The sequence below is a fragment of the Streptomyces sp. NPDC022552 genome, from assembly GCF_055561875.1.
In genome coordinates this window covers 439,411-462,439 of sequence record NZ_JBVHGJ010000004.1, presented here as the reverse complement: position 1 = coordinate 462,439, position 23,029 = coordinate 439,411, and the positions used below count along the sequence as shown (strand labels likewise).

The 23,029-nt window shown below is 72.7% G+C and carries 22 protein-coding genes and 1 pseudogene; 8 read left to right on the top strand and 15 right to left on the bottom strand.

The window, feature by feature from the left end; genetic code table 11:
- Positions 1 to 98 precede the first annotated feature (98 nt).
- The gene (pdxR, locus tag ACZ3OF_RS15125) at positions 99 to 1,550 is read right to left on the bottom strand and encodes a MocR-like pyridoxine biosynthesis transcription factor PdxR (protein ID WP_467304885.1); all 1,452 of its coding nucleotides are present in this window, start codon (positions 1,548 to 1,550) and stop codon (positions 99 to 101) included.
- A gap of 207 nt (positions 1,551 to 1,757) precedes the next feature.
- Between pdxR and ACZ3OF_RS15120 the strand changes: the two are divergent.
- Positions 1,758 to 2,114 (top strand): annotated as a pseudogene (locus ACZ3OF_RS15120) (EamA family transporter); the annotation flags it as partial.
- 522 nt (positions 2,115 to 2,636) lie between these two features.
- On the opposite strand, the gene ACZ3OF_RS15115 reads toward ACZ3OF_RS15120, so the two are convergent.
- Positions 2,637 to 3,467, bottom strand: coding sequence for an alpha/beta fold hydrolase (locus tag ACZ3OF_RS15115; protein WP_467304883.1), 831 nt, complete (start codon positions 3,465 to 3,467; stop codon positions 2,637 to 2,639).
- Between the two features lie 114 nt (positions 3,468 to 3,581).
- On the opposite strand from ACZ3OF_RS15115, the gene ACZ3OF_RS15110 reads away from it, so the two are divergent.
- Both ACZ3OF_RS15110 and ACZ3OF_RS15105 read left to right on the top strand, forming a co-directional pair.
- A complete protein-coding gene (locus ACZ3OF_RS15110; protein ID WP_361678179.1) occupies positions 3,582 to 4,466 on the top strand; it encodes an RNA polymerase sigma-70 factor in 885 nt (294 codons plus the stop codon).
- A 270-nt stretch (positions 4,467 to 4,736) separates the two neighbouring features.
- Entirely contained in the window at positions 4,737 to 5,477 is a 741-nt protein-coding gene (locus ACZ3OF_RS15105) for a GntR family transcriptional regulator (protein ID WP_361678182.1), read from the top strand.
- A gap of 148 nt (positions 5,478 to 5,625) precedes the next feature.
- Here ACZ3OF_RS15105 and ACZ3OF_RS15100 read toward each other — a convergent pair whose 3' ends face one another.
- Positions 5,626 to 6,783 (bottom strand): ROK family transcriptional regulator, encoded by a 1,158-nt coding sequence (locus ACZ3OF_RS15100; protein ID WP_361678185.1) that lies wholly within the window; start codon positions 6,781 to 6,783, stop codon positions 5,626 to 5,628.
- 143 nt (positions 6,784 to 6,926) lie between these two features.
- Between ACZ3OF_RS15100 and ACZ3OF_RS15095 the strand changes: the two genes are divergently transcribed.
- Positions 6,927 to 7,295 carry a hypothetical protein gene (locus ACZ3OF_RS15095; protein WP_361678188.1) on the top strand — a complete coding sequence of 123 codons (369 nt, stop codon included), beginning with the start codon at positions 6,927 to 6,929 and terminating at the stop codon, positions 7,293 to 7,295.
- Here the strand turns inward: ACZ3OF_RS15095 and mug are convergent.
- The 7 genes from mug to katG all read right to left on the bottom strand — a co-directional run bounded on the left by mug (position 7,273) and on the right by katG (position 15,622).
- Positions 7,273 to 7,857, bottom strand: coding sequence for a G/U mismatch-specific DNA glycosylase (gene mug, locus ACZ3OF_RS15090; RefSeq protein WP_467304983.1), 585 nt, complete (start codon positions 7,855 to 7,857; stop codon positions 7,273 to 7,275). The genes ACZ3OF_RS15095 and mug overlap by 23 nt on opposite strands.
- Positions 7,854 to 9,296: an adenylosuccinate lyase gene (gene purB, locus ACZ3OF_RS15085; RefSeq protein ID WP_260227254.1), complete on the bottom strand. Its 1,443-nt coding sequence runs from the start codon at positions 9,294 to 9,296 to the stop codon at positions 7,854 to 7,856. The genes mug and purB overlap by 4 nt, the downstream gene beginning before the upstream one ends.
- Before the next feature lie 89 nt (positions 9,297 to 9,385).
- The gene (locus ACZ3OF_RS15080; protein WP_361678191.1) at positions 9,386 to 10,165 is read right to left on the bottom strand and encodes an SGNH/GDSL hydrolase family protein; all 780 of its coding nucleotides are present in this window, start codon (positions 10,163 to 10,165) and stop codon (positions 9,386 to 9,388) included.
- Between the two features lie 145 nt (positions 10,166 to 10,310).
- Entirely contained in the window at positions 10,311 to 11,330 is a 1,020-nt protein-coding gene (locus tag ACZ3OF_RS15075; protein ID WP_361678194.1) for a hemolysin family protein, read from the bottom strand.
- Positions 11,327 to 12,667, bottom strand: a complete 1,341-nt coding sequence (locus ACZ3OF_RS15070) for a hemolysin family protein (protein WP_361678196.1) — start codon at positions 12,665 to 12,667, stop codon at positions 11,327 to 11,329. Before ACZ3OF_RS15070 ends, ACZ3OF_RS15075 begins: the two co-directional genes overlap by 4 nt.
- Positions 12,668 to 12,809: 142 nt before the next feature.
- The gene (locus ACZ3OF_RS15065) at positions 12,810 to 13,247 is read right to left on the bottom strand and encodes a GNAT family N-acetyltransferase (RefSeq protein ID WP_361678198.1); all 438 of its coding nucleotides are present in this window, start codon (positions 13,245 to 13,247) and stop codon (positions 12,810 to 12,812) included.
- A 152-nt stretch (positions 13,248 to 13,399) separates the two neighbouring features.
- The gene (gene katG / locus ACZ3OF_RS15060; protein WP_361678201.1) at positions 13,400 to 15,622 is read right to left on the bottom strand and encodes a catalase/peroxidase HPI; all 2,223 of its coding nucleotides are present in this window, start codon (positions 15,620 to 15,622) and stop codon (positions 13,400 to 13,402) included.
- A gap of 264 nt (positions 15,623 to 15,886) precedes the next feature.
- Between katG and ACZ3OF_RS15055 the strand changes: the two genes are divergently transcribed.
- The 3 genes from ACZ3OF_RS15055 to ACZ3OF_RS15045 all read left to right on the top strand — a co-directional run bounded on the left by ACZ3OF_RS15055 (position 15,887) and on the right by ACZ3OF_RS15045 (position 16,963).
- Positions 15,887 to 16,297, top strand: coding sequence for a Fur family transcriptional regulator (locus ACZ3OF_RS15055; RefSeq protein ID WP_361678204.1), 411 nt, complete (start codon positions 15,887 to 15,889; stop codon positions 16,295 to 16,297).
- A 70-nt stretch (positions 16,298 to 16,367) separates the two neighbouring features.
- Positions 16,368 to 16,595: an antitoxin gene (locus ACZ3OF_RS15050; protein WP_361597563.1), complete on the top strand. Its 228-nt coding sequence runs from the start codon at positions 16,368 to 16,370 to the stop codon at positions 16,593 to 16,595.
- Positions 16,592 to 16,963, top strand: coding sequence for a fic family toxin-antitoxin system, toxin component (locus ACZ3OF_RS15045; protein ID WP_361437663.1), 372 nt, complete (start codon positions 16,592 to 16,594; stop codon positions 16,961 to 16,963). Before ACZ3OF_RS15050 ends, ACZ3OF_RS15045 begins: the two co-directional genes overlap by 4 nt.
- Positions 16,964 to 16,975: 12 nt before the next feature.
- On the opposite strand, the gene ACZ3OF_RS15040 is transcribed toward ACZ3OF_RS15045, so the two are convergent.
- From ACZ3OF_RS15040 to bioB, 5 genes are all read right to left on the bottom strand, one after another.
- Positions 16,976 to 17,641: a class I SAM-dependent methyltransferase gene (locus tag ACZ3OF_RS15040; RefSeq protein WP_361678207.1), complete on the bottom strand. Its 666-nt coding sequence runs from the start codon at positions 17,639 to 17,641 to the stop codon at positions 16,976 to 16,978.
- Positions 17,642 to 17,716: 75 nt separating this feature from the next.
- A complete protein-coding gene (locus ACZ3OF_RS15035) occupies positions 17,717 to 18,061 on the bottom strand; it encodes a VOC family protein (protein ID WP_361678210.1) in 345 nt (114 codons plus the stop codon).
- 18 nt (positions 18,062 to 18,079) lie between these two features.
- Complete coding sequence (bioD, locus tag ACZ3OF_RS15030; protein WP_361678213.1) at positions 18,080 to 18,778, bottom strand: dethiobiotin synthase; 699 nt, start codon at positions 18,776 to 18,778, stop codon at positions 18,080 to 18,082.
- Between the two features lie 300 nt (positions 18,779 to 19,078).
- On the bottom strand, positions 19,079 to 20,359 hold the full coding sequence (locus ACZ3OF_RS15025; RefSeq protein ID WP_361678216.1) for an adenosylmethionine--8-amino-7-oxononanoate transaminase: 1,281 nt from the start codon (positions 20,357 to 20,359) through the stop codon (positions 19,079 to 19,081).
- Positions 20,352 to 21,641: a biotin synthase BioB gene (gene bioB / locus ACZ3OF_RS15020; RefSeq protein WP_361678219.1), complete on the bottom strand. Its 1,290-nt coding sequence runs from the start codon at positions 21,639 to 21,641 to the stop codon at positions 20,352 to 20,354. Before bioB ends, ACZ3OF_RS15025 begins: the two co-directional genes overlap by 8 nt.
- A gap of 144 nt (positions 21,642 to 21,785) precedes the next feature.
- Here bioB and ACZ3OF_RS15015 point away from each other — a divergent pair, with 144 nt between their 5' ends.
- Positions 21,786 to 22,952 carry an 8-amino-7-oxononanoate synthase gene (locus tag ACZ3OF_RS15015; protein ID WP_361678222.1) on the top strand — a complete coding sequence of 389 codons (1,167 nt, stop codon included), beginning with the start codon at positions 21,786 to 21,788 and terminating at the stop codon, positions 22,950 to 22,952.
- Positions 22,953 to 23,029: the final 77 nt, after the last annotated feature.

Genomic DNA, 23,029 nt, shown 5'->3' with positions numbered 1-23,029 from the left:
GGCGCCTCCAAGTGCGGTACGGAGTAGGTGCGTTGTGCCGCCCCATGCCTAACGGCCAGGAGCGGCGCGGACACGAACCCGGGGTGAACACCCCGGAGTCACCCCCCGTTCGGGCCAGGTGCGCCCTCGGCCGGCCCGGGCCCGGGGGCCGCGCCGCACGCCTCCGCCGCCAGGCGCACTCCGCGCCCGATCTCGGACGGCGTCAGATGGGCGTAGCCGAGGACCAGCCGGACCGCGCCGTCCCTCGGCCGCGCCGTGCCGAAGTCCTCCAGGGGGCGCAGCGCCACCCCCGCGCCCGCCGCACGGGCCACGAAACGCGCCGTGGGGCCGTAGCGCTCCGGCACGCGCGCGATGATGTGCAGACCGGCCGCGATGCCACTCACCGACGTACCGGGGAAGGACTCCGTGAGCGCCGTCACCAGGGCGTCCCGCCGCTCCCGGTACGCCCGCTGGCAGCGGCGCAGCTGCCGGTCGTACGCCCCGCGCGTCACGAACTCGGCCAGCAGCGCCTGGTCCAGGGCCGGATTCCCGAGGTCCATCGTCCGCTTGCGCTCCACGACCTCGGCGAGCAGCTCCCGCGGTACGAGCATCCAGCCGAGCCGCAGCCCGGGGGCCAGCGACTTGCTCACCGACCCGGCGTAGACGACCCGCTCCGGATCGAGACCCTGGAGCGCGCCGACCGGAGCCCGGTCGTAGCGGAAGTCGCCGTCGTAGTCGTCCTCCAGGACGTACCCGTCCACCGCCCGCGCCCAGTCGAGCAGCGCGGCCCGGCGCGCCGCCGAGTACGCGATCCCGGTCGGGAACTGGTGGGAGGGGGTCGTCACCACCGCCCGTACCCCCGACGCCGTGAGCGGACCGGGCCGCAGCCCCTCCTCGTCCACGGGCAGCCACAGGGTGTCCAGGCCGGTGGAGGCGAACAGCCGCCCGTGCTCCGGGCTGCCGGGGTCCTCGATCCCGACGGTCCGCAGGCCCCGCGCCCGCAGCACGAAGCCGAGCAGCGTCGACGCCTGGGCGACCCCCGAACACACCACCAGCCGTTCCGGATCGGCCACCGCCCCGCGCCGGCGGGCGAGCATCCCCGCGAGCGCCGTCCGCAGCTCCGGCAGCCCGCGCGGGTCCGGGTAGCCGAGCGCCCGGTGGGGCAGCGAGGACAGCACCGACCGCTGGGCCGACGCCCAGGCCGCGCGTGGGAAGAGCGCGAGGTCGGGCGTACCGGGGCGGAAGTCGACCCGTACGCCTGGCGGGCGCGGCGCCGCGTCGCCGCCCGCACGGTCCGTGGCCGCCCGCACCGCCTCCCCGACCCAGGTACCCGAACCGCGGTCGCTGCGCAGGTACCCCTCGGCGGTCAGCTGCTCGTACGCCTCCGTCACCAGGCCGCGCGAGACCCCGAGATCGGCGGCCAGTTCACGGCTCGACGGCAGCCGGGTCCCGGCCGTCAGCCGCCCGGTGCGGACCGCTTCCCGCAGCGTCTCCTGAAGCGCCCGGCCGCGCCGCCGGGCCGGTGCGGCGGCCGCGGGGAGCAACAGCTCCCAGGCCGGTGTGGGTTGCATGCGCGGGGCTCCCTCCCTGGTCACGCGGCTCGGCACAGCGCGGTGGAGAGTACCGCGAGGAGGCGGCACGTGATCATGAATTCGGATGAGCGGGAGGACCTGCCTCCCGTCAGGCTGCCCCGACGTGGGGAAGGAGCGAAGTGGTCCACGAAGACGTGAGGAAAGTGGTCCTTAAACCGGACCGGCGTGCTTCCTAGCGTCGGAGGCATGAACGCGAACTCCCTGCGAGGAGCCCTCCTCGTGACCGTCGCCTATGCCCTCGTGGGCGCCTCCTTCACCGCCAACAGCCTTCTCGGCGACTATCCGTACGCGGGCGGCCAGGCCCTGCGCTACGGCGCCGCCTGCCTTCTCCTGCTGCCCCTGCTCGGCCCCGGCGGGCTCGAGCCGCTGCGGGGGTTCGGGGCCCGCGGATGGACCCGGCTCGCCGTGCTCGCAGCCGTCGGCATGGTCGGCTTCAACCTGGCGGTCCTCGCCGCGGAACGTACCGCCGAGCCTGCCGTCCCCGGCGTCCTCGTGGGCTGCGCCCCGATCGTCGTGGCCGTGATCGTCCCCCTCCTGGAGGGACGCAGGCCCAGCCGGCCAGTCCTCTACGGGGCGCTCCTGGTGGCCGCCGGAGCCTTCACCGTCCATGGCTGGGGCCGCACCGACCTGGCGGGCCTCTCCTACTCCGTAGGAGCACTGGCGGGCGAGGTCGGGTTCACGGTCCTCGCCGTACCGGTGCTCCGTCCCCTGGGGCCGAAGCTCCTGACGGCCGTCGTCTGCGGGATCGCCGCCGTCGAGTCGGCGCTGCTCGGCCTCGCCGTGGACGGCGGTGCGTTCCTGCGGATGCCGACGGCCGTGGAGACGGGCGCCCTGGTGTGGCAGGCCGTCCTGGCCACGGTCGTCGGGTTCGTCCTGTTCTACATGGGCGTCCAGCGGATCGGCATGGAGCGCGCCACCCTCTTCACCGGCGCGATCCCGGTCGCCGCGGCCGCGACCGCGGCGCTCGTCGCGACCGGCGGCTTCGGCCTTCCGCAGGCCGCCGGCGGCCTCCTCGTCGGTGCCGGAGCGGCCCTCGGTACCGGGCTCTTCACCCGCCGGAAGCCGTCAGCGGCTGCCGTCCAGGATCACCCGGGCGACGAGAGCCGGGTCGTCGCTCATCGGAACGTGCCCGCAGCCGGGCAGCCGGACGAGCCGCGCCCCGGGGACGGTCTGCTTGGCACGGACGCCCTGGCGGCGCAGCAGCAGCCGGTCGCGGGTGCCCCAGGCCACGGTCACGGGCACCGCGGTGACGTCGTCGCCGAACATCACCGTCCGGCCGGCCTCCAGGGTCTGGCGGAAGCCGGTGGCCTCCCGCAGCGCGAGCGTCTCGGCGACCACCGCCTCGGGTGAACGGCGCCCGGGGCGTGCGTAGATGGTGCTCGTCAGCGCCATCCGCCCGGCGGCGCTGCGCGACAGCCGCTCGATCAGAGGCACCGGCATCGACAGCGCGGCCGCCCGCATCGCGCGCAGCGTCCCGAAGGCGTACCGCCGTTCGCTCTCCGACCAGAACCCGGCCGGGGAGAGCGCGGTGACCGACCGCACGAGCTTCTCCCGGCCGAGCTCCAGGGCGAGCAGCCCGCCCAGCGAGTTGCCCGCCACGTGCGGCCGTTCGAGACCGAGCGCCTCGCAGAAGGCGCCCAGGACCGGAACGACCGTCGACAGGTCGTACGCGCAGCCGTCCGGCAGCGCGGGCGAGGTGCCGAAGCCCGGCAGGTCCACGGCCACGACGTCCCGCTCGGTGGCCAGGATGTCGAGCACCGGCTCCCACGCCTGCCAGTGGTGGCCGATGCCGTGCAGCAACAGGAGCGGCTCGCCGGCGCCCCTGCGTTCGTACGTCACGGAGACCGTGCCTGGACCCGCCGGGGTCTGGACCGTGAACGAGATCTGTGCGGACATACGTCTGCTCCTTGACTTAGACACCCTGTCAGCAAGAATTACCGCTCAGTAGATACGAGTTCAAGGGCGCGGACGGAACTGGACAGAGCGCGGCGCGTCGGCTGGGATGGGGGAGTGGTGACCGACACGCTGACCGACGTCTTCCAGGAACACCGGCCGATGCTCATCGGGGTGGCCTACCGCATGCTCGGCCGCGCCGCCGACGCCGAGGACGTGGTCCAGGAGGCATGGCTGCGCTGGTCCTCCGCGGACCGGGACGACGTCCGCGAACCGCGCGCCTATCTCGTACGGATCACCACCCGGCTGGCCCTCGACCGGCTCCGCCAGGTCCAGGCGCGCCGCGAGTCCTACGTCGGGCCCTGGCTGCCCGAACCCGTCGTCACCGACTTCGGGCCGTCCGTCCCCGACACCGCCGAGCGCGCGATGCTCGCCGACTCCGTCTCCCTCGCGGTCCTCGTCGTCCTCGAATCCCTCTCGCCGCTGGAGCGCGCGGTCTTCGTGCTCCGTGAGGCGTTCGGTTTCCCGTACGGGGAGATCGCCACCGCGCTCGACCGCTCCGAGGCCGCCGTCCGCCAGCTCGCCGGCCGCGCCCGCCGCCATGTCGACGAGGGCAGGCCCCGCTACGACGTCGACCCGGCCGAACGCCGTGACCTCACCGAGCGTTTCCTCGCCGCCGCGGCCGGCGGCGACCTGGAACAGCTCCTCGCCCTCCTCGCGCCGGACGCCCGGCTCGTCGGCGACAGCGGCGGCAAGGCGAAGGCGCCCCTCCGGGTCATCGACAGCGCGGACAAGGTCGGCCGCTTCCTCATCGCCGTCGCCCAGGGCGCCGAGGCGGCCTTCGAGTTCCGCTTCCTGGAGGTCAACGGCGCACCCGGACTGCTGGCCCTCGCCGACGGCAAGCCCGACTCGGTCTTCCAGATCGAGGTGCGCGACGGGCGCGTCCAGTGCGTCTACATCGTGCGCAATCCCGAGAAGCTCCACGCCGTCGACCCCGGCTGACCTGCGCCGGTGCCGAGAGGCACCGTGCAACGTGCCCCTGTGCCCCGTCTCCTCCCTGGAGGCGGGGCACTTTGCTGCGCACGGCACACAACGGTGCGAACGTCCTGTGAACGATCTACGTCAGAGGGCCGCAATCGGGGGCATCCGGGTCACGATTGGTCTTGACCAAGTACGTGCGCCGCCTTATGGTCGCAGAGTTAGTGCAGGAACCTTTAATAAACAAGGGCGCGGAAAACCGCCGCGGGACACGGCGAATTGCGGAGGATCAGGGTGGGGACCACGCAGCTGGAATCGGCTCCGGAGCCGAAGTACTGGCACCTCAAGACCGTGATCGGCGAGGCACTCGACTCCGACTTCGCCGTCGGTGAGATCCTGCCCAACGAGCGTGATCTGGCCGCGCGTTTCGGCGTCGCCCGGGCCACGCTCCGCCAGGCACTGGAGCAGCTGGAGCTGGAGGGCCGCCTGCAGCGCCGCCGCGGTGTCGGTACCACCGTCGCACCGCCGCGCATGGGCGTGGACGTCTCCACGACGCAGCACGTCTGGCCCGGCGTAGCCGAAGAGACCTGGCAGTCCGTGGACTCCGGCCGCGACACCGCCCCCGCGGCCGTCGCCCGGCTCCTGGACCTCGGCCCCGACGAGCAGGTGCACATCGTGCGCCGGCTGCGCGTCACGCACGGCCAGCCGGTCGCGGCCGAGCTCCTGTACGTGCCGTCATCCTCGGTCCCCGACCTGACCGCGATCGACACCCCGGCCGGCCCCGCCCGCGCCCGTGGCGTCCTGCGCGAACTCCAGCGCCTCGCCCTGGACGGACAGGACCGCGCCGTGGAGCTCGGCTCGGCCCGCGCGGACGACGCCAAGGAACTGGACCGCCTTCCGGGCGCCCCGGTCCTCGTCGTCACGACCCGCTACCTCTCCGAGGGCCGCACCGCCGCGGTCTCGGTGGCCACCTACCGCGCCGACACCTGCCGCCTGACCTTCGGCGACTCGGGCGACCTGGTGATGGCGTCCTGACGGGACCCCGACGAAACCTTCGTAACCGGCCGAGCCCGGATGGGACCGCCACGGCGGCCCACCCGGGCTCACCGCTGTCGACGCCCCGCGCCCGCCCGCACGGCGGCCCGCCGTCCCGACCGCCGCGGGGCGCCGGCCCCGGCCGCCCTCAGCGGCGGGCCGTCGCCGTGCCCTCCACCGCGAAGAGCTGCTCCTCCACGTGGTCCAGGGCCAGTCGCAGCGCGCCCGTGCCCACCGCCGCCTCGCCCAGCATCGACAGGACCACGCGGGGCGGGCGCAGGCAGAACCGGGCCAGCTCGTCGCGGAGGGGCTGCAGGACACCGTCCAGGCCCGCCGCCCAGCCGCCGATCACGACCAGCTCGGGGTCCAGCGCGAGGACCAGCGCCGCCACGTCGTGGACCAGGCGCTGCGTGAAGCGCTCCACCGCCGCCTCCGCGCGGGCGTCGCCCCCGCGGGCCAGCGTGAAGACCTCGGCCACCGCCTGCTCGTCCAGCGGATGAAGCGGCTCGTCCGTGGTGGACAGCAGGTGCTCGGGCGTGACCCCCCGGCCCAGCAGATGCAGCGCGCCGATCTCGCCCGCCGCGCCGCCGTACCCCCGGTGCAGACGCCCGCCGATCAGCGATCCCGCACCCGGGCTCAGCCCGGCCAGGACGAAGACGATGTCGTCGGAGTCGGTCGCCGCACCCTTCCAGTGCTCCGCGACCGCCGCCGCGTTGGCGTCGTTCTCCACCAGCACAGGGCACTTGAACGACCGCCGCAGCCGCTCCCCGAGCGCAAGGCCCGTCCAGCCGGGCAGCGCCGTACCGAGCCGTACCGTGCCGTCCGCCTCGACGATCCCGGGCGTACCCACGCCGACCGCCCGCAGGTTCGACCGCGCGACCCCGGCCCTGCGCAGCACGTCCGCCACGACCGTACGGACCCGTTCCAGGCGCTCGTCCTCAGGAGCCGTCTCCGAGACGTCACGGGACCCCGCGCCGATGATCCGGCCGTCCAGACCCGAGAGCAGCGCGGCGACCCGGTGCGGGCCGATCTCGATCCCCAGCAGATGCCCGGCCTCCGCCCGGAAGCGGAACCTCCGGGCAGGCCGGCCCTGTCGCCTCGCCTCGCCCTCCTCGGCCGCCGCCTCGACGACCAGACCTCCGACGATGAGCCCCTCCACGACGCCCTCGACGGTCGGCCGGGACAGCCCGGTGATCCGCGTCAGGTCCGTGAGCGTGAGCGCGTCGGCGCCCCGCAGAGCATGGAGTACCACCGCGGAATTGATCCGCCGCAGCAGCGACGGATCCCCGCCGGTCAGCCGCCCCACCGTGTGTCCTCCCAGCTCGTGCGCATGTCTGCCGGATGTTACTCAATGGACAGAGGTGCGGCGAGGTCCGCCCGCACTCCACTGTGGCGAACCGGGCTCCTGACGGAGCATCGGCTGTCAGAGCCTGCCGGTTTACTGAACCCATGACGCTCGCCCAGCATCTCGCCGCCCTCGATCTGCTGCGCGCCCGCGCGTTCCCCGAAGAGGGCTACCACCTCACGGAGTTAGCCGCCGAGGAGCCGACCGAGGAGCAGGCGGAGGCGGAACGGGAAGCCCTCGCCCTGCTCCTGGAAACCCGGTGGGGCCCGCCCCGGCTCGTCAGCCTCTACTCCCTGCTCGCCCGCGCCGGAGCGGGAGAGGAGATACCGGAGCCGTGGGCGCTGATCTGCGCCTCCGTGCCCGACATCCAGCTCTGGCGGGTGGACACCCACTGGATCGCGCTCGGACTCACGCGCCGTGGCGAGGACGGCCACGGACTCCTCGCCTGCGTCACGGACGTGGATCCGCCGTGACGTCGGGCCGCCGGTCCGGCACCCCCGCCGCCTCACGCAGCCGCGCGAACTCCTCCGCCATCGCGCCCACCGTCCAGTGCGCGTTCAGCCCGCTCGGATTGGGCAGCACCCAGATCCGGGTCTCCCCGATCGTCCGCTCCTGCTCCCCGACGGCCGCGCGCTTCTCGCCGAACGCCGTCCGGTACGCCGTGATGCCGACCACCGCGAGCAGGCGGGGACGCAGCCGCTCCACCCGCTCGGTCAGCAGCCGGCCGCCCTCCCGGAACTCCTCGGCGCTCAGCTCGTCGGCGCGCGCGGTCGCCCGCGCCACCACGTTCGTGATGCCGAGACCGTACGCGAGCAGCTCCTCCTGCTCCGACGGCTTCAGCAGACGGGGCGTGAACCCGGACCGGGCGAGCACGGGCCAGAACCGGTTGCCGGGGCGCGCGAAGTGGTGGCCCGTCGCCGCCGACATCAGACCCGGGTTGATACCGCAGAAGAGGACCGAAAGGCCGCCCGCCACCACGTCGGGGATGACGCGGTCGCGAGCGGCCTCCAGCTCCTGCGGCGTGAACCTGGTCAGAGGATCGACCCCGGGGTGTACGCGGCGGCCTCCGGGTGCTGCTTGACGATCTCCTCGATGCGGGAGACGACGGCGGCGACCTGGTCGGCGGCGGCCCCGGTGAACGACAGCTTGTCCGCCATCAGGGCGTCGAGCTGCGCGCGGTCCAGCGGGATCCGCTCGTCGGCGGCCAGCTTGTCGAGGAGCTCGTTGCGCTCGGCACCCTGCTCGCGCATGGCGAGGGCGGAGGCGACGGCGTTCTCCTTGATGGCCTCGTGGGCGAGCTCACGGCCGACCCCGGCGCGGACGGCGCCCATGAGGACCTTGGTGGTCGCCAGGAACGGCAGGTACCGGTCGAGCTCGCGCGCGACGACCGCCGGGAACGCGCCGAACTCGTCGAGCACGGTCAGGAAGGTCTCGAGCAGGCCGTCCAGGGCGAAGAACGCGTCCGGCAGGGCGACCCGGCGGACCACCGAGCACGACACGTCGCCCTCGTTCCACTGGTCGCCCGCCAGCTCACCGGTCATCGAGGCGTACCCGCGCAGGATGACCATGAGGCCGTTGACGCGCTCGCAGGAGCGGGTGTTCATCTTGTGCGGCATCGCGGAGGAGCCGACCTGACCGGGCTTGAAGCCCTCGGTCACCAGCTCGTGACCGGCCATCAGACGGATCGTCTTGGCGATGGAGGACGGCGCGGCGGCCAGCTGCACCAGGCCGGTGACGACGTCGTAGTCGAGCGAGCGCGGGTAGACCTGGCCGACGGAGGTGAAGGCGTGCGCGAAGCCGAGGTGACCGGCGATGCGCTGCTCCAGGTCGGCGAGCTTGGCCGCGTCGCCGCCGAGGAGGTCCAGCATGTCCTGCGCGGTGCCGACCGGGCCCTTGATGCCCCGCAGCGGATAGCGGGCGATGAGCTCCTCCAGGCGGCCGAAGGCGACGAGCAGCTCGTCGGCGGCCGTGGCGAAGCGCTTGCCGAGGGTGGTGGCCTGGGCGGCGACGTTGTGGGAGCGGCCGGCCATGACGAGCTCGGCGTACTCGCCGGACAGCTTGCCGAGCCGGGCGAGGACGGCGACCGTGCGGTCCCGCATCAGCTCCAGCGAGAGCCGGATCTGCAGCTGCTCGACGTTCTCGGTGAGGTCGCGCGACGTCATGCCCTTGTGGACGTGCTCGTGTCCGGCGAGGGCGTTGAACTCCTCGATCCGGGCCTTCACGTCGTGCCGGGTGACCTTCTCGCGCTCGGCGATGGAGCCGAGGTCGACCTGGTCGAGCACGCGCTCGTAGTCGGCGAGGGCGGCGTCCGGAACCTCGATCCCGAGGTCCTTCTGAGCACGCAGTACGGCGAGCCACAGCTGACGCTCCAGCTTCACCTTCTGCTCGGGGGACCAGAGGACGGCGAGCTCCGCGGAGGCGTAGCGGCCGGCCAGGACGTTGGGGATACGGGGCTTCGCAGTCACAGCAGTCACGTGGACAGATTCTACTGGCGGTTTCTGCAGGCCAGCGCCACGGCCGGGTTTGTCTCTTACTACGAGACGCCCGTCACGCGCGCGTCGGGTCAGGCGCTCGGCGGCTCGTACGGGAGCAGCTCCGGCCGCTTCGCCGGGCGGCCGTCGCCCGAGGACCGGCCGGTCAGGCGCCGTCCTATCCAGGGGCCGAGGTGCTCCCTCGCGAACTGCGCGTCCGCGACGCGGCGGGTCACCCAGCGCGGGGGCAGGGCCGACGGCAGCGGTGTCCGCCAGTCGGCCTCGGGCGCGAGCCCGAGCGCCTGCCACACGGCCTCGGCCACCCGCCGGTGCCCCTCGCCGGTGAGGTGGAGCCGGTCGACGTCCCACAGGCGCGGGTCGCCGAGCGCGGGTGCCCCGTAGAGGTCGACCACCAGGGCGCCATGGCGGGCGGCGAGCTCGTCGACGTACCCGAAGAGCTCCTCCATACGGGGCCGGAAACGTTCCATCACGGGTCCGTTGCGGCCCGGGCTGCGCATCAGGACCAGCTGCCCGCAGGAGGGTGCCAGCTTCTCGACGGCCTCGGTGAGCAGGCCCCGTACCCGCCCCATGTCGACTTTCGGCCGCAGGGTGTCGTTCAGGCCGCCGACCAGGGTCACGACGTCCGCCTTCATCTCGGCGGCCCGGTCCACCTGCTCCTCGACGATCTGGCCGATGAGCTTGCCCCGGACGGCGAGGTTGGCGTAACGGAAGTCGGGGGTGCGGGCGGCGAGGCGCGCCGCGAGGAGGTCGGCCCACCCCCGGTAGGTACCGTCGGGCAGTCGGTCCGACATGCCCTCGGTGAAACTGTCCCCGACCGCGACAAGACTGGTGTAGGTGGCATTCATCTCCATGGCGGAAGAGATCATACCGCGCGGTATGCGCGCGTTCCTCCTGAGCCCGGGAGGGGGCCGCGGGCGGCGGCGAGGCGACGACACGACGGGGCCCCGGAGCGCTGGACGCGCTCCGGGGCCCCACTGACCACGGCTTCCCGGCGTCCTACGGCGCTGTCTGCCGTCCGACCAGCTCCCGCAGCACGTCCTCCATCGTGACCAGACCGGCCAGCTTGCCGTCCTCGTCCAGGACCGCCGCCAGGTGCGTACGGCTGCGGCGCATCGCCGTCAGGACGTCGTCCATCGGCGTGGCCGCCCGGACCCGGGCGATCGGCCGCATGGCCGAGACCGGGAAGGGCAGGTCGCGCGGGGTCGCGTCGAGGGCGTCCTTCACATGGAGATAGCCCAGGATCCGGCGGCCCGAGTCGACCACCGGGAAGCGGGAGAAGCCCGACTCCGCGGAGAGGGCCTCCAGCTCCTCGGGCGTCGTCCCGACCGCCGCGTACACGACCTTCTCGACCGGCATGACGACGTCCCGCACCGGTCGGCGACCCAGCTCCAGGGCGTCGTGCAGCCGCTCCGCCGCACGGTCGTCGAGCAGACCGGCGACGCCCGCGTCGGTCACCATCCGGGCCAGCTCGGCGTCCGAGAACGTGGCCGAGACCTCGTCCTTCACCTCCACCCGCATCAGCTTCAGGAGTGCGTTGGCGAAGGCGTTGATCGCGAAGATCACCGGGCGCAGCGCCCGGGCGATCGCGACCAGCGGCGGGCCGAGGGCCAGTGCCGAGCGGGTCGGCTCGGCGAGCGCGATGTTCTTGGGGACCATCTCGCCCAGCAGCATGTGCAGATACGTCGCCACGGAGAGTGCGATCACGAACGAGATCGGGTGCACCAGACCGTGCGGAACGCCGATCGCGTCGAAGACCGGTTCGAGCAGGTGCGCGATGGCCGGCTCGGCGACGATGCCGAGCACCAGCGTGCACAGTGTGATGCCGAGCTGCGCCGCGGCGAGCAGCGCCGAGACGTGTTCCAGGCCCCAGATGACGCTGCGCGCCCGCCGGTTGCCGGCCTCCGCCTCGGGCTCGATCTGACTGCGGCGTACGGAGATCAGGGCGAACTCCGCGCCGACGAAGAACGCGTTGACGACCAGCGTCAGCGCACCGATGAGCAACTGGATCGCGGTCATCGGCCCGCCTCCTGGGTCGTGCCGGACTCTTCGAGCGGCGGCACGTGCATCAGCACCCGCGCGGCCCGGCGTCCGGACGCGTCGACCACGTCGAGGCGCCAGCCGGCCAGCTCCACCCGGTCACCGACCGACGGGATCCGGCCCAGCTCGTTGGCGATGACCCCGGCCAGGGTCTCGTACGGTCCGTCCGGCACGCGCAGGCCGATCGCCTCCAGCTGGTCGGTGCGCGCGGCGCCGTCGGCGGACCAGAGCTCGCGCCCGTCCGCGTCCACGCCCGCCCGTGCCAGGTCGGGGGTCTCGTGCGGATCGTGTTCGTCGCGCACCTCGCCGACGACCTCCTCGACGATGTCCTCCAGCGTCGCGACGCCGGCCGTACCGCCGTACTCGTCGATGACGACGGCCATGGTCTGCTTGCCGGACAGCCGGTCCAGGAGCCGGTCCACGGTCAGCGTCTCCGGGACCAGCAGCGGCTGGCGCAGCATGTCCCCGATGCGCCGGCGGCGCCGCTCGTCGGCCGGTATCGCCAGCACGTCCTTGATGTGGGCGATGCCGACGACGGAGTCCAGGCTGCCGCGGTAGACCGGGAAACGGGACAGGCCGGTCGCGCGGGTCGCGTTGGCGACGTCCTCGGCCGTGGCCTGCACGTCGAGGGCCGTGACCTGCACGCGCGGGGTCATCACGTTCTCCGCGGTCAGCTCGGCCAGCCTGAGGGTCCGGACGAACAGCTCCGCGGTGTCTGCCTCGAGGGCGCCCTGCTTGGCGGAGTGGCGGGCCAGCGCCACCAGCTCCTGCGGGGAGCGGGCGGAGGCCAGCTCCTCGGTCGGCTCCATGCCGAGCCGGCGCAGGATCCGGTTGGCGGTGTTGTTGAGATGGCTGATCAGCGGCTTGAAGGCGGCGGTGAAGATCCGCATGGGGGTCGCCACCCGCTTCGCGATCGTCAGCGGCGAGGAGATGGCCCAGTTCTTGGGGACCAGCTCGCCGACGACCATCAGGACGACGGTCGACAGGGCGGTGCCGAGGACGAGGGCGATCGATGAGGCGACCGAGGGGGAGAGGCCGAGGGCCTCGACCGGGCCGCGGATCAGCTTGGCGATCGACGGCTCGGCGAGCATGCCGACGATCAGGTTGGTGACGGTGATGCCGAGCTGAGCGCCGGAGAGCTGGAAGGTGAGCGACTTGACGGCCTTGAGGGCGCTCGACGCACCCCGCTCCTCCCGCTCGACGGCCTTCTCGAGCTCGGAGCGTTCGACCGTGGTGAGCGAGAACTCGGCCGCCACGAAGGCGCCGCACGCCAGCGAGAGCAGCAGCGCCACCACGAGCAGAAGCACTTCGATCATCGGTTCACCTCCGTTCCATGATCAGTCACGGACAGAGGTATCGCTCGCTTGGTACTGGGAGGCTCGCCCATGGGCGGACGCTCACACCTTTCGATCGTGCGGGGTTGAAGGCACCCATGGTAAAGGACGGGCAAAGCCGTTCTCAGCCACGGGGGGCGTTCGACAGCGGCTTCACCCAGCGGGTCCACTGCTGCTGGGGGTCGTACGCCGCCGCCCGCCAGGCGTGCTGTCCGAGCTCATTGTGGTCGAGGACCATCGCGTCGGCGCGTCGGCCACCCAGCCGTACGAAACGTTCCTCCGCCGCCGCGAGCAGCGCGCCGCCCACCCCCCGGCGGCGATGGTCCGGGTGCACGGCGAGCCGGTAGAGGTGACAGCGCCACCCGTCGAAGCCGGCGATCACCGTGCCGGCGAGTTCGCCGTCGCGCTCGGCGAGGAGCAGGGCCTCGGGGTCGCGGGCGACGAGCCGCTCGATCCCGTCACGGTCGTCGCTGATGCTGGTGCCCTCGGCGGCGATCTTCCAGAAGGCGAGGACGGCGTCGAGGTCGGCCGGCACGGCGGCCCGGATGCGCGGTTCGGTCATGAGCCGCATCCCACCACCGGCTCCATCCGTCCGTCGACCGTGTTTCGGGATGTGGGCGCGGAGCAGTCCAGGCCTGCCCGAACGGGCAGGCCTGGACATCACGGCGGGGGCCTCAGAGCCGGGGCCCGCGATCAGGGGGCCCGGGTTCCGCGTCAGACGAGGTCGAAGCGGTCCAGCTCCATGACCTTGTTCCACGCCGCGACGAAGTCGTTCACGAACTTCGCCTTGGCGTCGGCGCTCGCGTAGACCTCGGCGAGCGCGCGCAGCTCGGAGTTCGAGCCGAAGACGAGGTCGGCACGGGTGCCGGTCCACTTGACCTCGCCGGTGGCGAGGTCGCGGCCCTCGAACTCGTCCTGCGCCGAGGACGTCGACTTCCACGCCGTGCCGAGGTCGAGCAGGTTGACGAAGAAGTCGTTGGACAGCGTGCCCGGCCTGTCGGTGAGGACGCCGTGCTTGGACTGGCCGTGGTTGGCGCCCAGGACGCGCAGACCACCGACGAGGACCGTCAGCTCGGGCGCGCTGAGGGTCAGCAGGTTCGCCTTGTCGACCAGCAGGTACTCGGCCGGCAGGCGGTTGCCCTTGCCGACGTAGTTGCGGAAGCCGTCGGCGGCCGGCTCGAGCGCGGCGAACGACTCGACGTCCGTCTGCTCCTGCGCGGCGTCGACACGGCCCGGCGTGAACGGCACCTCGACGTCGAAGCCGCCGTCCTTGGCCGCCTTCTCGACGGCCGCGGAGCCCGCGAGCACGATCAGGTCGGCCAGCGAGACCTGCTTGCCGCCCGCGGAGTTGAAGGACGCCTGGATGCCCTCGAGCGTACGCAGCACCTGCGCCAGCTCGTCCGGGTTGTTGACCTCCCAGTTGCGCTGCGGCTCCAGGCGGATACGGGCGCCGTTGGCGCCGCCCCGCTTGTCGCTGCCGCGGAAGGAGGAGGCGGCGGCCCAGGCCGTGGAGACCAGCTGGGTGACCGTGAGGTCCGAGCCGAGGACCTGCTCCTTGAGGGAGGCGATGTCCGCCGCGTCGATCAGCTCGCCCTCGCGCGCCGGCAGCGGGTCCTGCCACAGCAGCGTCTCGGACGGGACCTCGGGGCCGAGGTAGCGCACGACCGGGCCCAGGTCACGGTGGGTCAGCTTGAACCAGGCGCGGGCGAAGGCGTCCGTGAACTCCTGCGGGTTCTCGTAGAAGCGCCGCGAGATCTGCTCGTAGACCGGGTCGAAGCGGAGCGACAGGTCGGTGGTGAGCATCGTCGGGAGGTGCTTCTTCGACGCGTCGTGGGCGTCGGGGATGATCGCCTCGGCGTTCTTCGCCACCCACTGGTGCGCACCGGCCGGGCTCTTCGTGAGCTCGTACTCGTACTCGAAGAGGTGCTTGAAGAAGTCGTGGCCCCACTGCGCGGGCGTGGTGGTCCAGGTGACCTCGAGGCCACTGGTGATCGCGTCGGCACCCTTGCCGGTGCCGTACGTGTTCGCCCAGCCGAGGCCCTGGGCCTCCAGCGGCGCGGCCTCGGGGTCGTCGCCGACGTTGTCCGCCGGGCCGGCGCCGTGGGCCTTGCCGAAGGTGTGGCCACCGGCGATGAGGGCGACGGTCTCCTCGTCGTTCATCGCCATGCGGCGGAACGTCTCGCGGATGTCGCGGGCCGCGGCGATCGGGTCCGGGTTGCCGTTGGGGCCCTCGGGGTTGACGTAGATGAGGCCCATCTGGACCGCGCCGAGCGGGCTCTCCAGCTCGCGGTCACCCGTGTAGCGCTCGTCGCCGAGCCATGTGGTCTCGGGGCCCCAGTACACGTCCTCGTCGGGCTCCCACACGTCGGCGCGGCCGCCGGCGAAGCCGAAGGTCTCGAAGCCCATCGTCTCCAGGGCGACGTTGCCGGTGAGGATCATGAGGTCGGCCCAGGAGATGGACTGGCCGTACTTCTGCTTGACCGGCCACAGCAGACGGCGGGCCTTGTCGAGGTTGCCGTTGTCCGGCCAGCTGTTGAGCGGCGCGAAGCGCTGCTGACCGGTGCCGCCGCCACCGCGGCCGTCGCTGATGCGGTACGTACCGGCGCTGTGCCAGGCCATACGGACCATGAGCGGGCCGTAGTGGCCGAAGTCGGCGGGCCACCAGTCCTGGGAGGTGGTCAGGACCTCCGCGATGTCCTGCTTCACGGCCGCCAGGTCGAGCGCCTTGAAGGCCTCGGCGTAGTCGAACTCCTCACCGAGCGGGTTCGCCACGGCGGGGTTCTTGGCGAGGATCTTCAGATTGAGCCGCTCCGGCCACCACTGGCGGTTTCCGCCGCCCTGGGTGGGGTGCGCGGCGCGCGCGGTGTGCGCGACCGGGCAGCCACCCGCTCCCTCCGCTTTCGCGTCGGTGACGAGTGCATCGTGGTTCTCGGACATGGGAATCCTTCCGGACGGGGCGGATCGCGGTGCTCAGCCGGGGCGCCCCGGGAAGGCGGTCGTGTCGCCCGTCCGGAGCCGTGTTGTCCCTTGGCTATTGCCGGAATCGATCCTACGATAGACAGAGTCCAAGTCAAGAAGCCCGCCAATCCTCTATCGCATCGGGAGTCCGGCCGCCCCGGGTGAACATCGCGTGCCGCCGAAGTCCGACCCGACGTCGGAGCTGATGACCGAGCCGAAGTCCGAGCTGAATGGGTGAACCGAATGAGCGACCTGCTGGAGCGACTGCGAGGACGTGGCTGGCGTATGACCTCCCAGCGGCGTGTCGTCGCCGAGGTTCTCGACGGTGACCATGTGCACCTCACGGCCGACGAGGTGCACGTTCGCGCGGCGGAACGGCTGCCCGAGATCTCCCGGGCGACGGTCTACAACACGCTGGGCGAGCTGGTCTCCCTCGGTGAGGTCGCCGAGGTCTCCACCGACGGCCGGGCCAAGCGCTACGACCCGAACACGCACAGCCCCCACCATCACCTGGTGTGCTCGCGCTGCGGCACCATCCGCGACGTCCACCCGACCGGGGACCCGCTGGCCGACCTCCCGGTGGGGGAGCGGTTCGGCTTCGCGGTGTCCGAGGCCGAGGTCACCTACCGGGGACTCTGCCCGTCCTGCGCCTAGGCGGGGTGCTCGGGCGACGCCCTGGCGGCTCCCCTTGTCGGCGCTAGCGCGGCGGCGCTAGCGTGGTGGTGTGGCCAAGACTCAGCTGAACGTACGCGTGGACGAGAACACCGCCGACACCGCGCGCAGGCGGGCACAGCAACGCGGCATGAGCGTCAACCGCTACATCGAGGAACTCGTCCAGCAGGACGCGGGGGAGTCCGGGCGCGCCTTCGTCGAGGCCGCGGCCGACTTCATGAAGCAGTACGAAGCCGTGTTCGCCGAGGAGTTCGGCACGGAGCGCGACCGCACCGCATGAGCCTCACGGTCGACCTCTCCTGGCTGCTCATGGTGGCCGAACACCAGACGCCCGGCGACCCCCAGGTCACCGACTGGGGTGCGCTCGTCGCCGCCGTCGGCCGGCACGACGCCGAGATCTTCGGCGTGCCCGTGTACAGCGACCCGCACGCCCGCGCCGCCGCCCTCCTCCAACTGCTGCTGCACGTACCGGCGTTGGAGCACTCCAACGCCATGTTCGCCTCCGCCGTCGCCTACGGCTACCTGGTCGCCAGCGGCCTGAAGGTCGTCACCTCGCCCGAACAGGTGCGGGATCTGGCCCGCTTGGTGAAGAGGGGCGAGGCCGACGTACGGGTCATCGCGGACGAGCTGCGCCAGTGGAGCCGCTGAGCCGACGGCTCCTCAGACCTTGCGCGCCGTGCCCAGCACGCAGTACGAGGAGGGGAGCCGGGGCCCGTTCTCCGGTACGTCGAAGTGGCGGTACGTGACGGGCTCGAAGCCTGCCGCCTCGATCGCCGCCAGTGGGTCCCGGGCCGTGTGGCAGCCGCCGAACAGCCGCGGCCACACCGTGCGGTCCAGGGCGCGCTGAGCCCGGGCCATTCCGGGGGACGGCGCCAACCCGTGCTCGAAGAAGCGGAGTTCGCCGCCCGGACGCAGGACGCGGTGCAGCTCGGCGAGTGCCCGGTGGACATCCCGTACGGTGCACAGCACCAGTGAGGCGACCGCCGCGTCGAAGGCCTCGCTCTTCACCGGCAGCGCCTCCGCCGCGCCCGGGACGACGTCCACGGGCACGTCGGCGCGCAGGGCGGCCTCCGCCGCCAACTGCCGCAGATGGCGCTCCGGTTCGATGGCCACGACCTCGGACACGGCGCCGGGGTAGTGCGTGAAGTTCAGTCCGTTCCCGGCGCCGATCTCGATCACCCGGCCGGAGAGGCCCGTCAGCAGTTCCGTACGGAGGGGGCCGATTCCGCCCTTCGTATCGGCCGAGACGCTGAACCGCGCGTAGAAGCGCGCGAAAAGGGGATGGTGGACGGCATCCCGGGGGACCCGGGTGGAACGCGATGACATCGCGGACCTCCTCCTCCGACGCTCGACGTCGCAGACGCGGACGGACGGAAGGATTCTGCCCCCGTTCCGCCCGTCTCAGCCCGACACGAAGCAGAACTCGTTGCCCTCCGGGTCACGCATCACCTGAAAGGCCCCTTGCGGGTCCGTGACGACGCCGCCGACCCGGGCCGCGCCGAGGGCGGTGGCCTCGTCGGCCGCCGTGTCGAGCTCCGGCGCCTCCAGATCCAGATGGAGCCGGTTCTTCACGGCCTTGCCCTCGGGGACCTGCTGGAACGCGATCCGTACGAACCCGGGCGGCTCGACGTACGACCAGTCGGGGCCGCGGTCGACCGGCTCCCCGCCGAGGATCGCGGCCCAGAACCGTACGAGACCCGCCGGATCGGCGCAGTCGAAAACGATCTCCGAAACGTGTGCGCGCATGGATCCAGCCTACGGACGTCAGAGCGTGCCGGCGTCCCAGGACCCCCCGAGCGCCGGGGCCAGCCATGCGCCCGCCCGCGCCCGGAACTCCGCCGGGTCCAGCGCGCCCGCGCCCTCCGGCACGGCCCCGAGGAGCGGCGCGCCGGCCATCTCCGGCAGTTCGGCCACGTTGCAGCGCGAGGCCAGGTCCGGAACGGCGGGCCAGCTGCCGATCACCACGCCCAGCTGCTCGATGCCGCGCGCCGCGAGCGCCTCGGCGGTCAGCTGGGTGGTGTTGAGCGTGCCGAGCCCGGCGGGCGTCACGACGAGCACCGGGGCGCCGAGGAGCCGGGCCGCGTCGGCCAGCGTTCCGCCCTCGTCGTCGAAGCGGACGAGGAGCCCGCCCGCGCCCTCGACCAGCACCAGATCGTGCTCGGTGGCCAGCTTCGCGGCCGCCTCGGCGACCGCCCGCGGCCCGACCGGCGCCATCCCGGCCCGCCGGGCGGCCGTGGCGGGCGCCAACGGCTCGGGAAAGCGCGCCAGTTCCTCGGAGGCCGCCGCTCCGGAGAGCCGTACGACCTCGTCCGCGTCTCCCCGCTCACCGGGCGCGAGCCCGGTCTGCGCGGGCTTGAGCACGGCGACCGACCGCCCCTGAGCGGCGGCCACGGCGGCCACGGCGGCGGTCACGATCGTCTTCCCGATCTCCGTCCCCGTACCGCTGACGACGATGACGGTCATGGTGTCTCGAGTCCTCTCTGTGTCCCCGCGCCCACAGGGGCCGCGGGGTGATCCGCTGCACCGACCCGCACCCGAAGCCCCCGAGGGGGCCCCGGACGCGACCGGCCGTCTGGTGAACCGGCCCGCAGCCCGCCCCGAGGGCGGACTACGGGCCGGAGTGTTCGTGCGCCGGCCACACTGGCCCCTCAGGGGCGCGTGGACGGCAACGGCCGCAGCCCGCCCCGAGGGGCGGACACGGGCCCGGAGGGGGCCCGGACACGGACCGGTCGCCCGGCGCCCCGGAAGGCGCCCGCCCGGGCCTCAGCCCGCCGTCGCCGCCGCGCGCGCCGCGGCGCAGATACGGGCCAGGTCGTCGTCGCCCGTGACGAACGGCGGCATCGTGTAGATCAGGTCGCGGAACGGGCGCAGCCAGACGCCCGCGCGGACCGCCGCCTCCGTCGCCGCGGCCATGTCGACGTCGTGGTCCAGCTGGATCACGCCGATCGCGCCGAGCACCCGTACCTCCCGGACACCCGGCAGGGCGGCCGCGTCCGCGAGGCCCTCGCGCAGACCCGTCTCGATCCGCTTGACCTCCAGCGCCCAGTCCTGGGACATCAGCAGGTCGATCGACGCGCAGGCCACCGCCGAGGCCAGCGGATTGCCCATGAACGTCGGCCCGTGCGCGAGCACCGGGACCTCGCCGCGCGAGATCCCCTCGGCGATCCGCGTCGTGCAGAGCGTCGCCGCCATCGACAGATAGCCGCCGGTCAGCGCCTTGCCCACACACATCACATCGGGCGAGATCCCCGCGTGGTCGGCGCCGAACAGCGTGCCCGTGCGGCCGAACCCGGTCGCGATCTCGTCGAAGATCAGGAGCACTCCGTGCTCGTCGCACGCCTCGCGCAGCACCCGCAGGTACTCGGGCGGGTGGAACCGCATCCCGCCCGCGTTCTGCACCACCGGCTCCACGATCACCGCGGCGACCTCGTCCGCGTGGAGCGCGATCTGCTCCCGCAGCATGTCGGCGTACGACTCCTCGTACGCGGCCGGTGGCGCGTCGACGAAGACCTGGCGCTGGAGCACGCCCGACCACAGCTGGTGCATCCCGCCCTCGGGGTCGCACAGCGACATCGGCTGCCAGGTGTCCCCGTGGTACCCGCCGCGCCACGTCATCAGCAGCTGCTTGCCGGGCTTGCCCACCGACCGCCAGTACTGCAGACACATCTTCGCCGCGACCTCGACGGAGACCGAGCCGGAGTCGCTGAGGAAGACGTGCTGGAGCGGCTCAGGGGTGATCTCCACCAGGCGCGTGGCGAGCCGGACGGCCGGCTCGTGGGTGAGTCCGCCGAACATGACGTGACTCATCCGGTCCAGCTGACCGTGCGCCGCCTCGTTGAGCACGGGGTGGTTGTAGCCGTGGATCGCGGACCACCACGAGGACATGCCGTCGATCAACTCGCCCTGTCCGTGGACGGGTTCGGCGAGCTGGAGCCGCACCCCGGACGCGGACGCGACGACCATCGGATCCGTACGGCCCGGCATGGGGCCGTACGGATGCCAGACGTGCGCCCGGTCCAGGGCGAGCAGTTCGTCGTTACGCATTCGGCGCGAGCTCCGTCCCGGCGCCGCGACGGCGTACCGCCACCAGGTCCGTACGCGCCCCCGGCACGCCCTCGGCGGCGCTCTCGGACTCCGGGCCCGCCTCCGGGGCCGTCCCGGCGACCGGCGCGTGGCCGCCGCACGGCCCGCAGCCGCCACCCGCCTCGGCATGCGAACCGCAGCCGCCACCCGCCTCGGCGTGCGAGCCGCAGCCCCCGCCCGCCGACGCCGTGGAGCCGCAGCCGCCGGCCGCAGCGGCACCCGCCTCCGCGAGCGCGTCCGCGCGGTGCTTGGGCAGCGTCGTCGTGCCCGCGCCCTCCACCTCGAAGCCCGCGTCCGCGATCATGTCGAGGTCCGCCTTGCCGGCCTGGCCCTCGCTGGTCAGGTAGTCGCCGAGGAAGATCGAGTTCGCGATGTTCAGCGCGAGCGGCTGCATCGAGCGCAGGTGCACCTCGCGCCCGCCCGCGATCCGGACCTCCACGTCCGGGCAGACGAACCGCACCATCGCGAGGATCCGCAGACACCGCTGCGGGGTGAGGTTCCACTCCTTCGCGAGCGGTGTGCCCTCGAACGGGATCAGGAAGTTCACCGGCACCGAGTCCGAGTCCAGCTCGCGCAGCGCGTAGACGACGTCGACCAGGTCCTCGTCGCTCTCGCCCATGCCCGCGATCAGTCCGGAGCACGCCGACAGGCCGGCGGCGTGCGCCTTCTGCACGGTGTCCACCCGGTCCTGGTACGTGTGGGTGGTGGTGATCTCGCCGTACGTCCCCTCGGACGTGTTCAGGTTGTGGTTGTACGCGTCGGCGCCCGCCGCGCGCAGCCGCTCCGCCTGGCCGTCGGAGAGCAGGCCGAGGCACGCGCAGACCTCGACGCCCTCGTTCTGCTCCTTGATCGCCTCGATGGTCTTGCCGACGCGGTCCACGTCCCGGTCCGTCGGCCCGCGGCCGCTCGCCACCAGGCAGACCCGCTTCGCCCCGCCCGCGACACCGGCGGCGGCCGCCTGCGACGCCTCGTCCGGCTTCAGCCAGCTGTACTTGAGGATCCCGGCCGTCGAGCCGAGCCGCTGGGAACAGTACGAGCAGTCCTCGGGACACAGCCCCGACTTCAGATTGACCAGATAGTTCAGCTTCACGCGCCGCCCGAACCACTGACGGCGCACCTTGCCCGCCGCGGCCACCACATCGAGCAGTTCGTCGTCGGAGGTCGCCAGTACGGCGAGCGCTTCTTCACGGCTCGGCAGCTCGCGCCGCAGCCCCTTGTCCACCAGCGTGTTCAGCAGGTCCATAAGGGCTGATCCTCGCCTACGGCACACCTCGCGGCCAAGGAGGATCTGAACAAACGAGCCGGTTTGAGGTGTGTGCATGGCCACACCCTGTCCCCGGGCACGGAGGGTTAGGGTCTGTGCGCTGCCTACAAAAGGATCTGCCCCATGCACCGGGACGAGGACACCCGCCGGACGCCGTTCGACTGGACCGACGCGGAGGCGCGCCGCCGCGCGGAGGCGGGGCTCGTCCGTACGCTCCGGCCACGGGAGGCCGAGTCGGAGCTGCTCGACCTGGCGAGCAACGACTACCTCGGACTGACCCGCCTCCCGGAGGTCACGGAGGCGGCGGCCGAGGCGGCCCGCCGCTGGGGCGCCGGGTCCACCGGTTCGCGGCTCGTCACCGGCACCACCCGGCTGCACACCGGCCTGGAGCGCGAACTCGCCGCCTTCTGCGGCTTCGAGGCGGCCCTCGTCTTCTCCTCCGGCTACACCGCCAACCTCGCCGCCCTCACCGCGCTGAGCGGCCGTGACGCGCTGATCGTCTCCGACGCGGGCAACCACGCCTCGATCGTCGACGGCTGCCGGCTCTCTCGCGCCGAGACGGCCGTGGTCCCGCACGCCGACCCGGAGGCGGTACGCAAGACCCTCCAGGCCCACCCGGGCCGCCGGGCCCTCGTGGTCTCCGACTCCGTCTTCTCCGTGGACGGCGACCAGGCCCCGCTGGCCGGGCTGGCCGACGCCTGCCGTGCCCACGGCGCCGGGCTCGTCGTGGACGACGCCCACGGTCTGGGCGTGCTCGGGGACGGCGGGCGGGGCGGGCTGCACGCCGCCGGGCTCGCGGGCGACCCGGACGTCGTCGCCACCGTCACGCTCTCCAAGTCGCTCGGCAGCCAGGGCGGAGCCGTCCTCGGCCCCGCCCGGGTGATCGAGCACCTGGTCAACGCGGCCCGTACGTTCATCTTCGACACCGGTCTCGCCCCGGCCGCCGCGGGCGCCGCCCTGGCGAGCCTGCGGCTGATCGAGGGCGACCCCGGCCTCGCCGAACGCGCGCGGACAGTCGCCACCACGCTGCACCGGCTGCTCACCGCGGCCGGACTGACCGCCGTACGTCCGGAGGCGGCCGTCGTCTCCGTCCGCGCGCCCTCGCCCGAGGCCGCGCTGCGGTGGGCGGCGGACTGCCGTGACCAGGGGCTCGTCGTCGGCTGCTTCCGCCCGCCGTCCGTCCCGGACGGCGTCTCCCGGCTGCGGCTCACCGCCCGCGCGGATCTGACGGACGCGCAGATCGAGCAGGCCGTCGCCACGATCGTGAGGACAGCACCTCCGGCCCACTGAGCGCAGCCCAAATACGGTCTCTCGTAGCAGAGTTCACCGCTTCGAGCGACAAATATGCACATATCTTGGTGGATCGC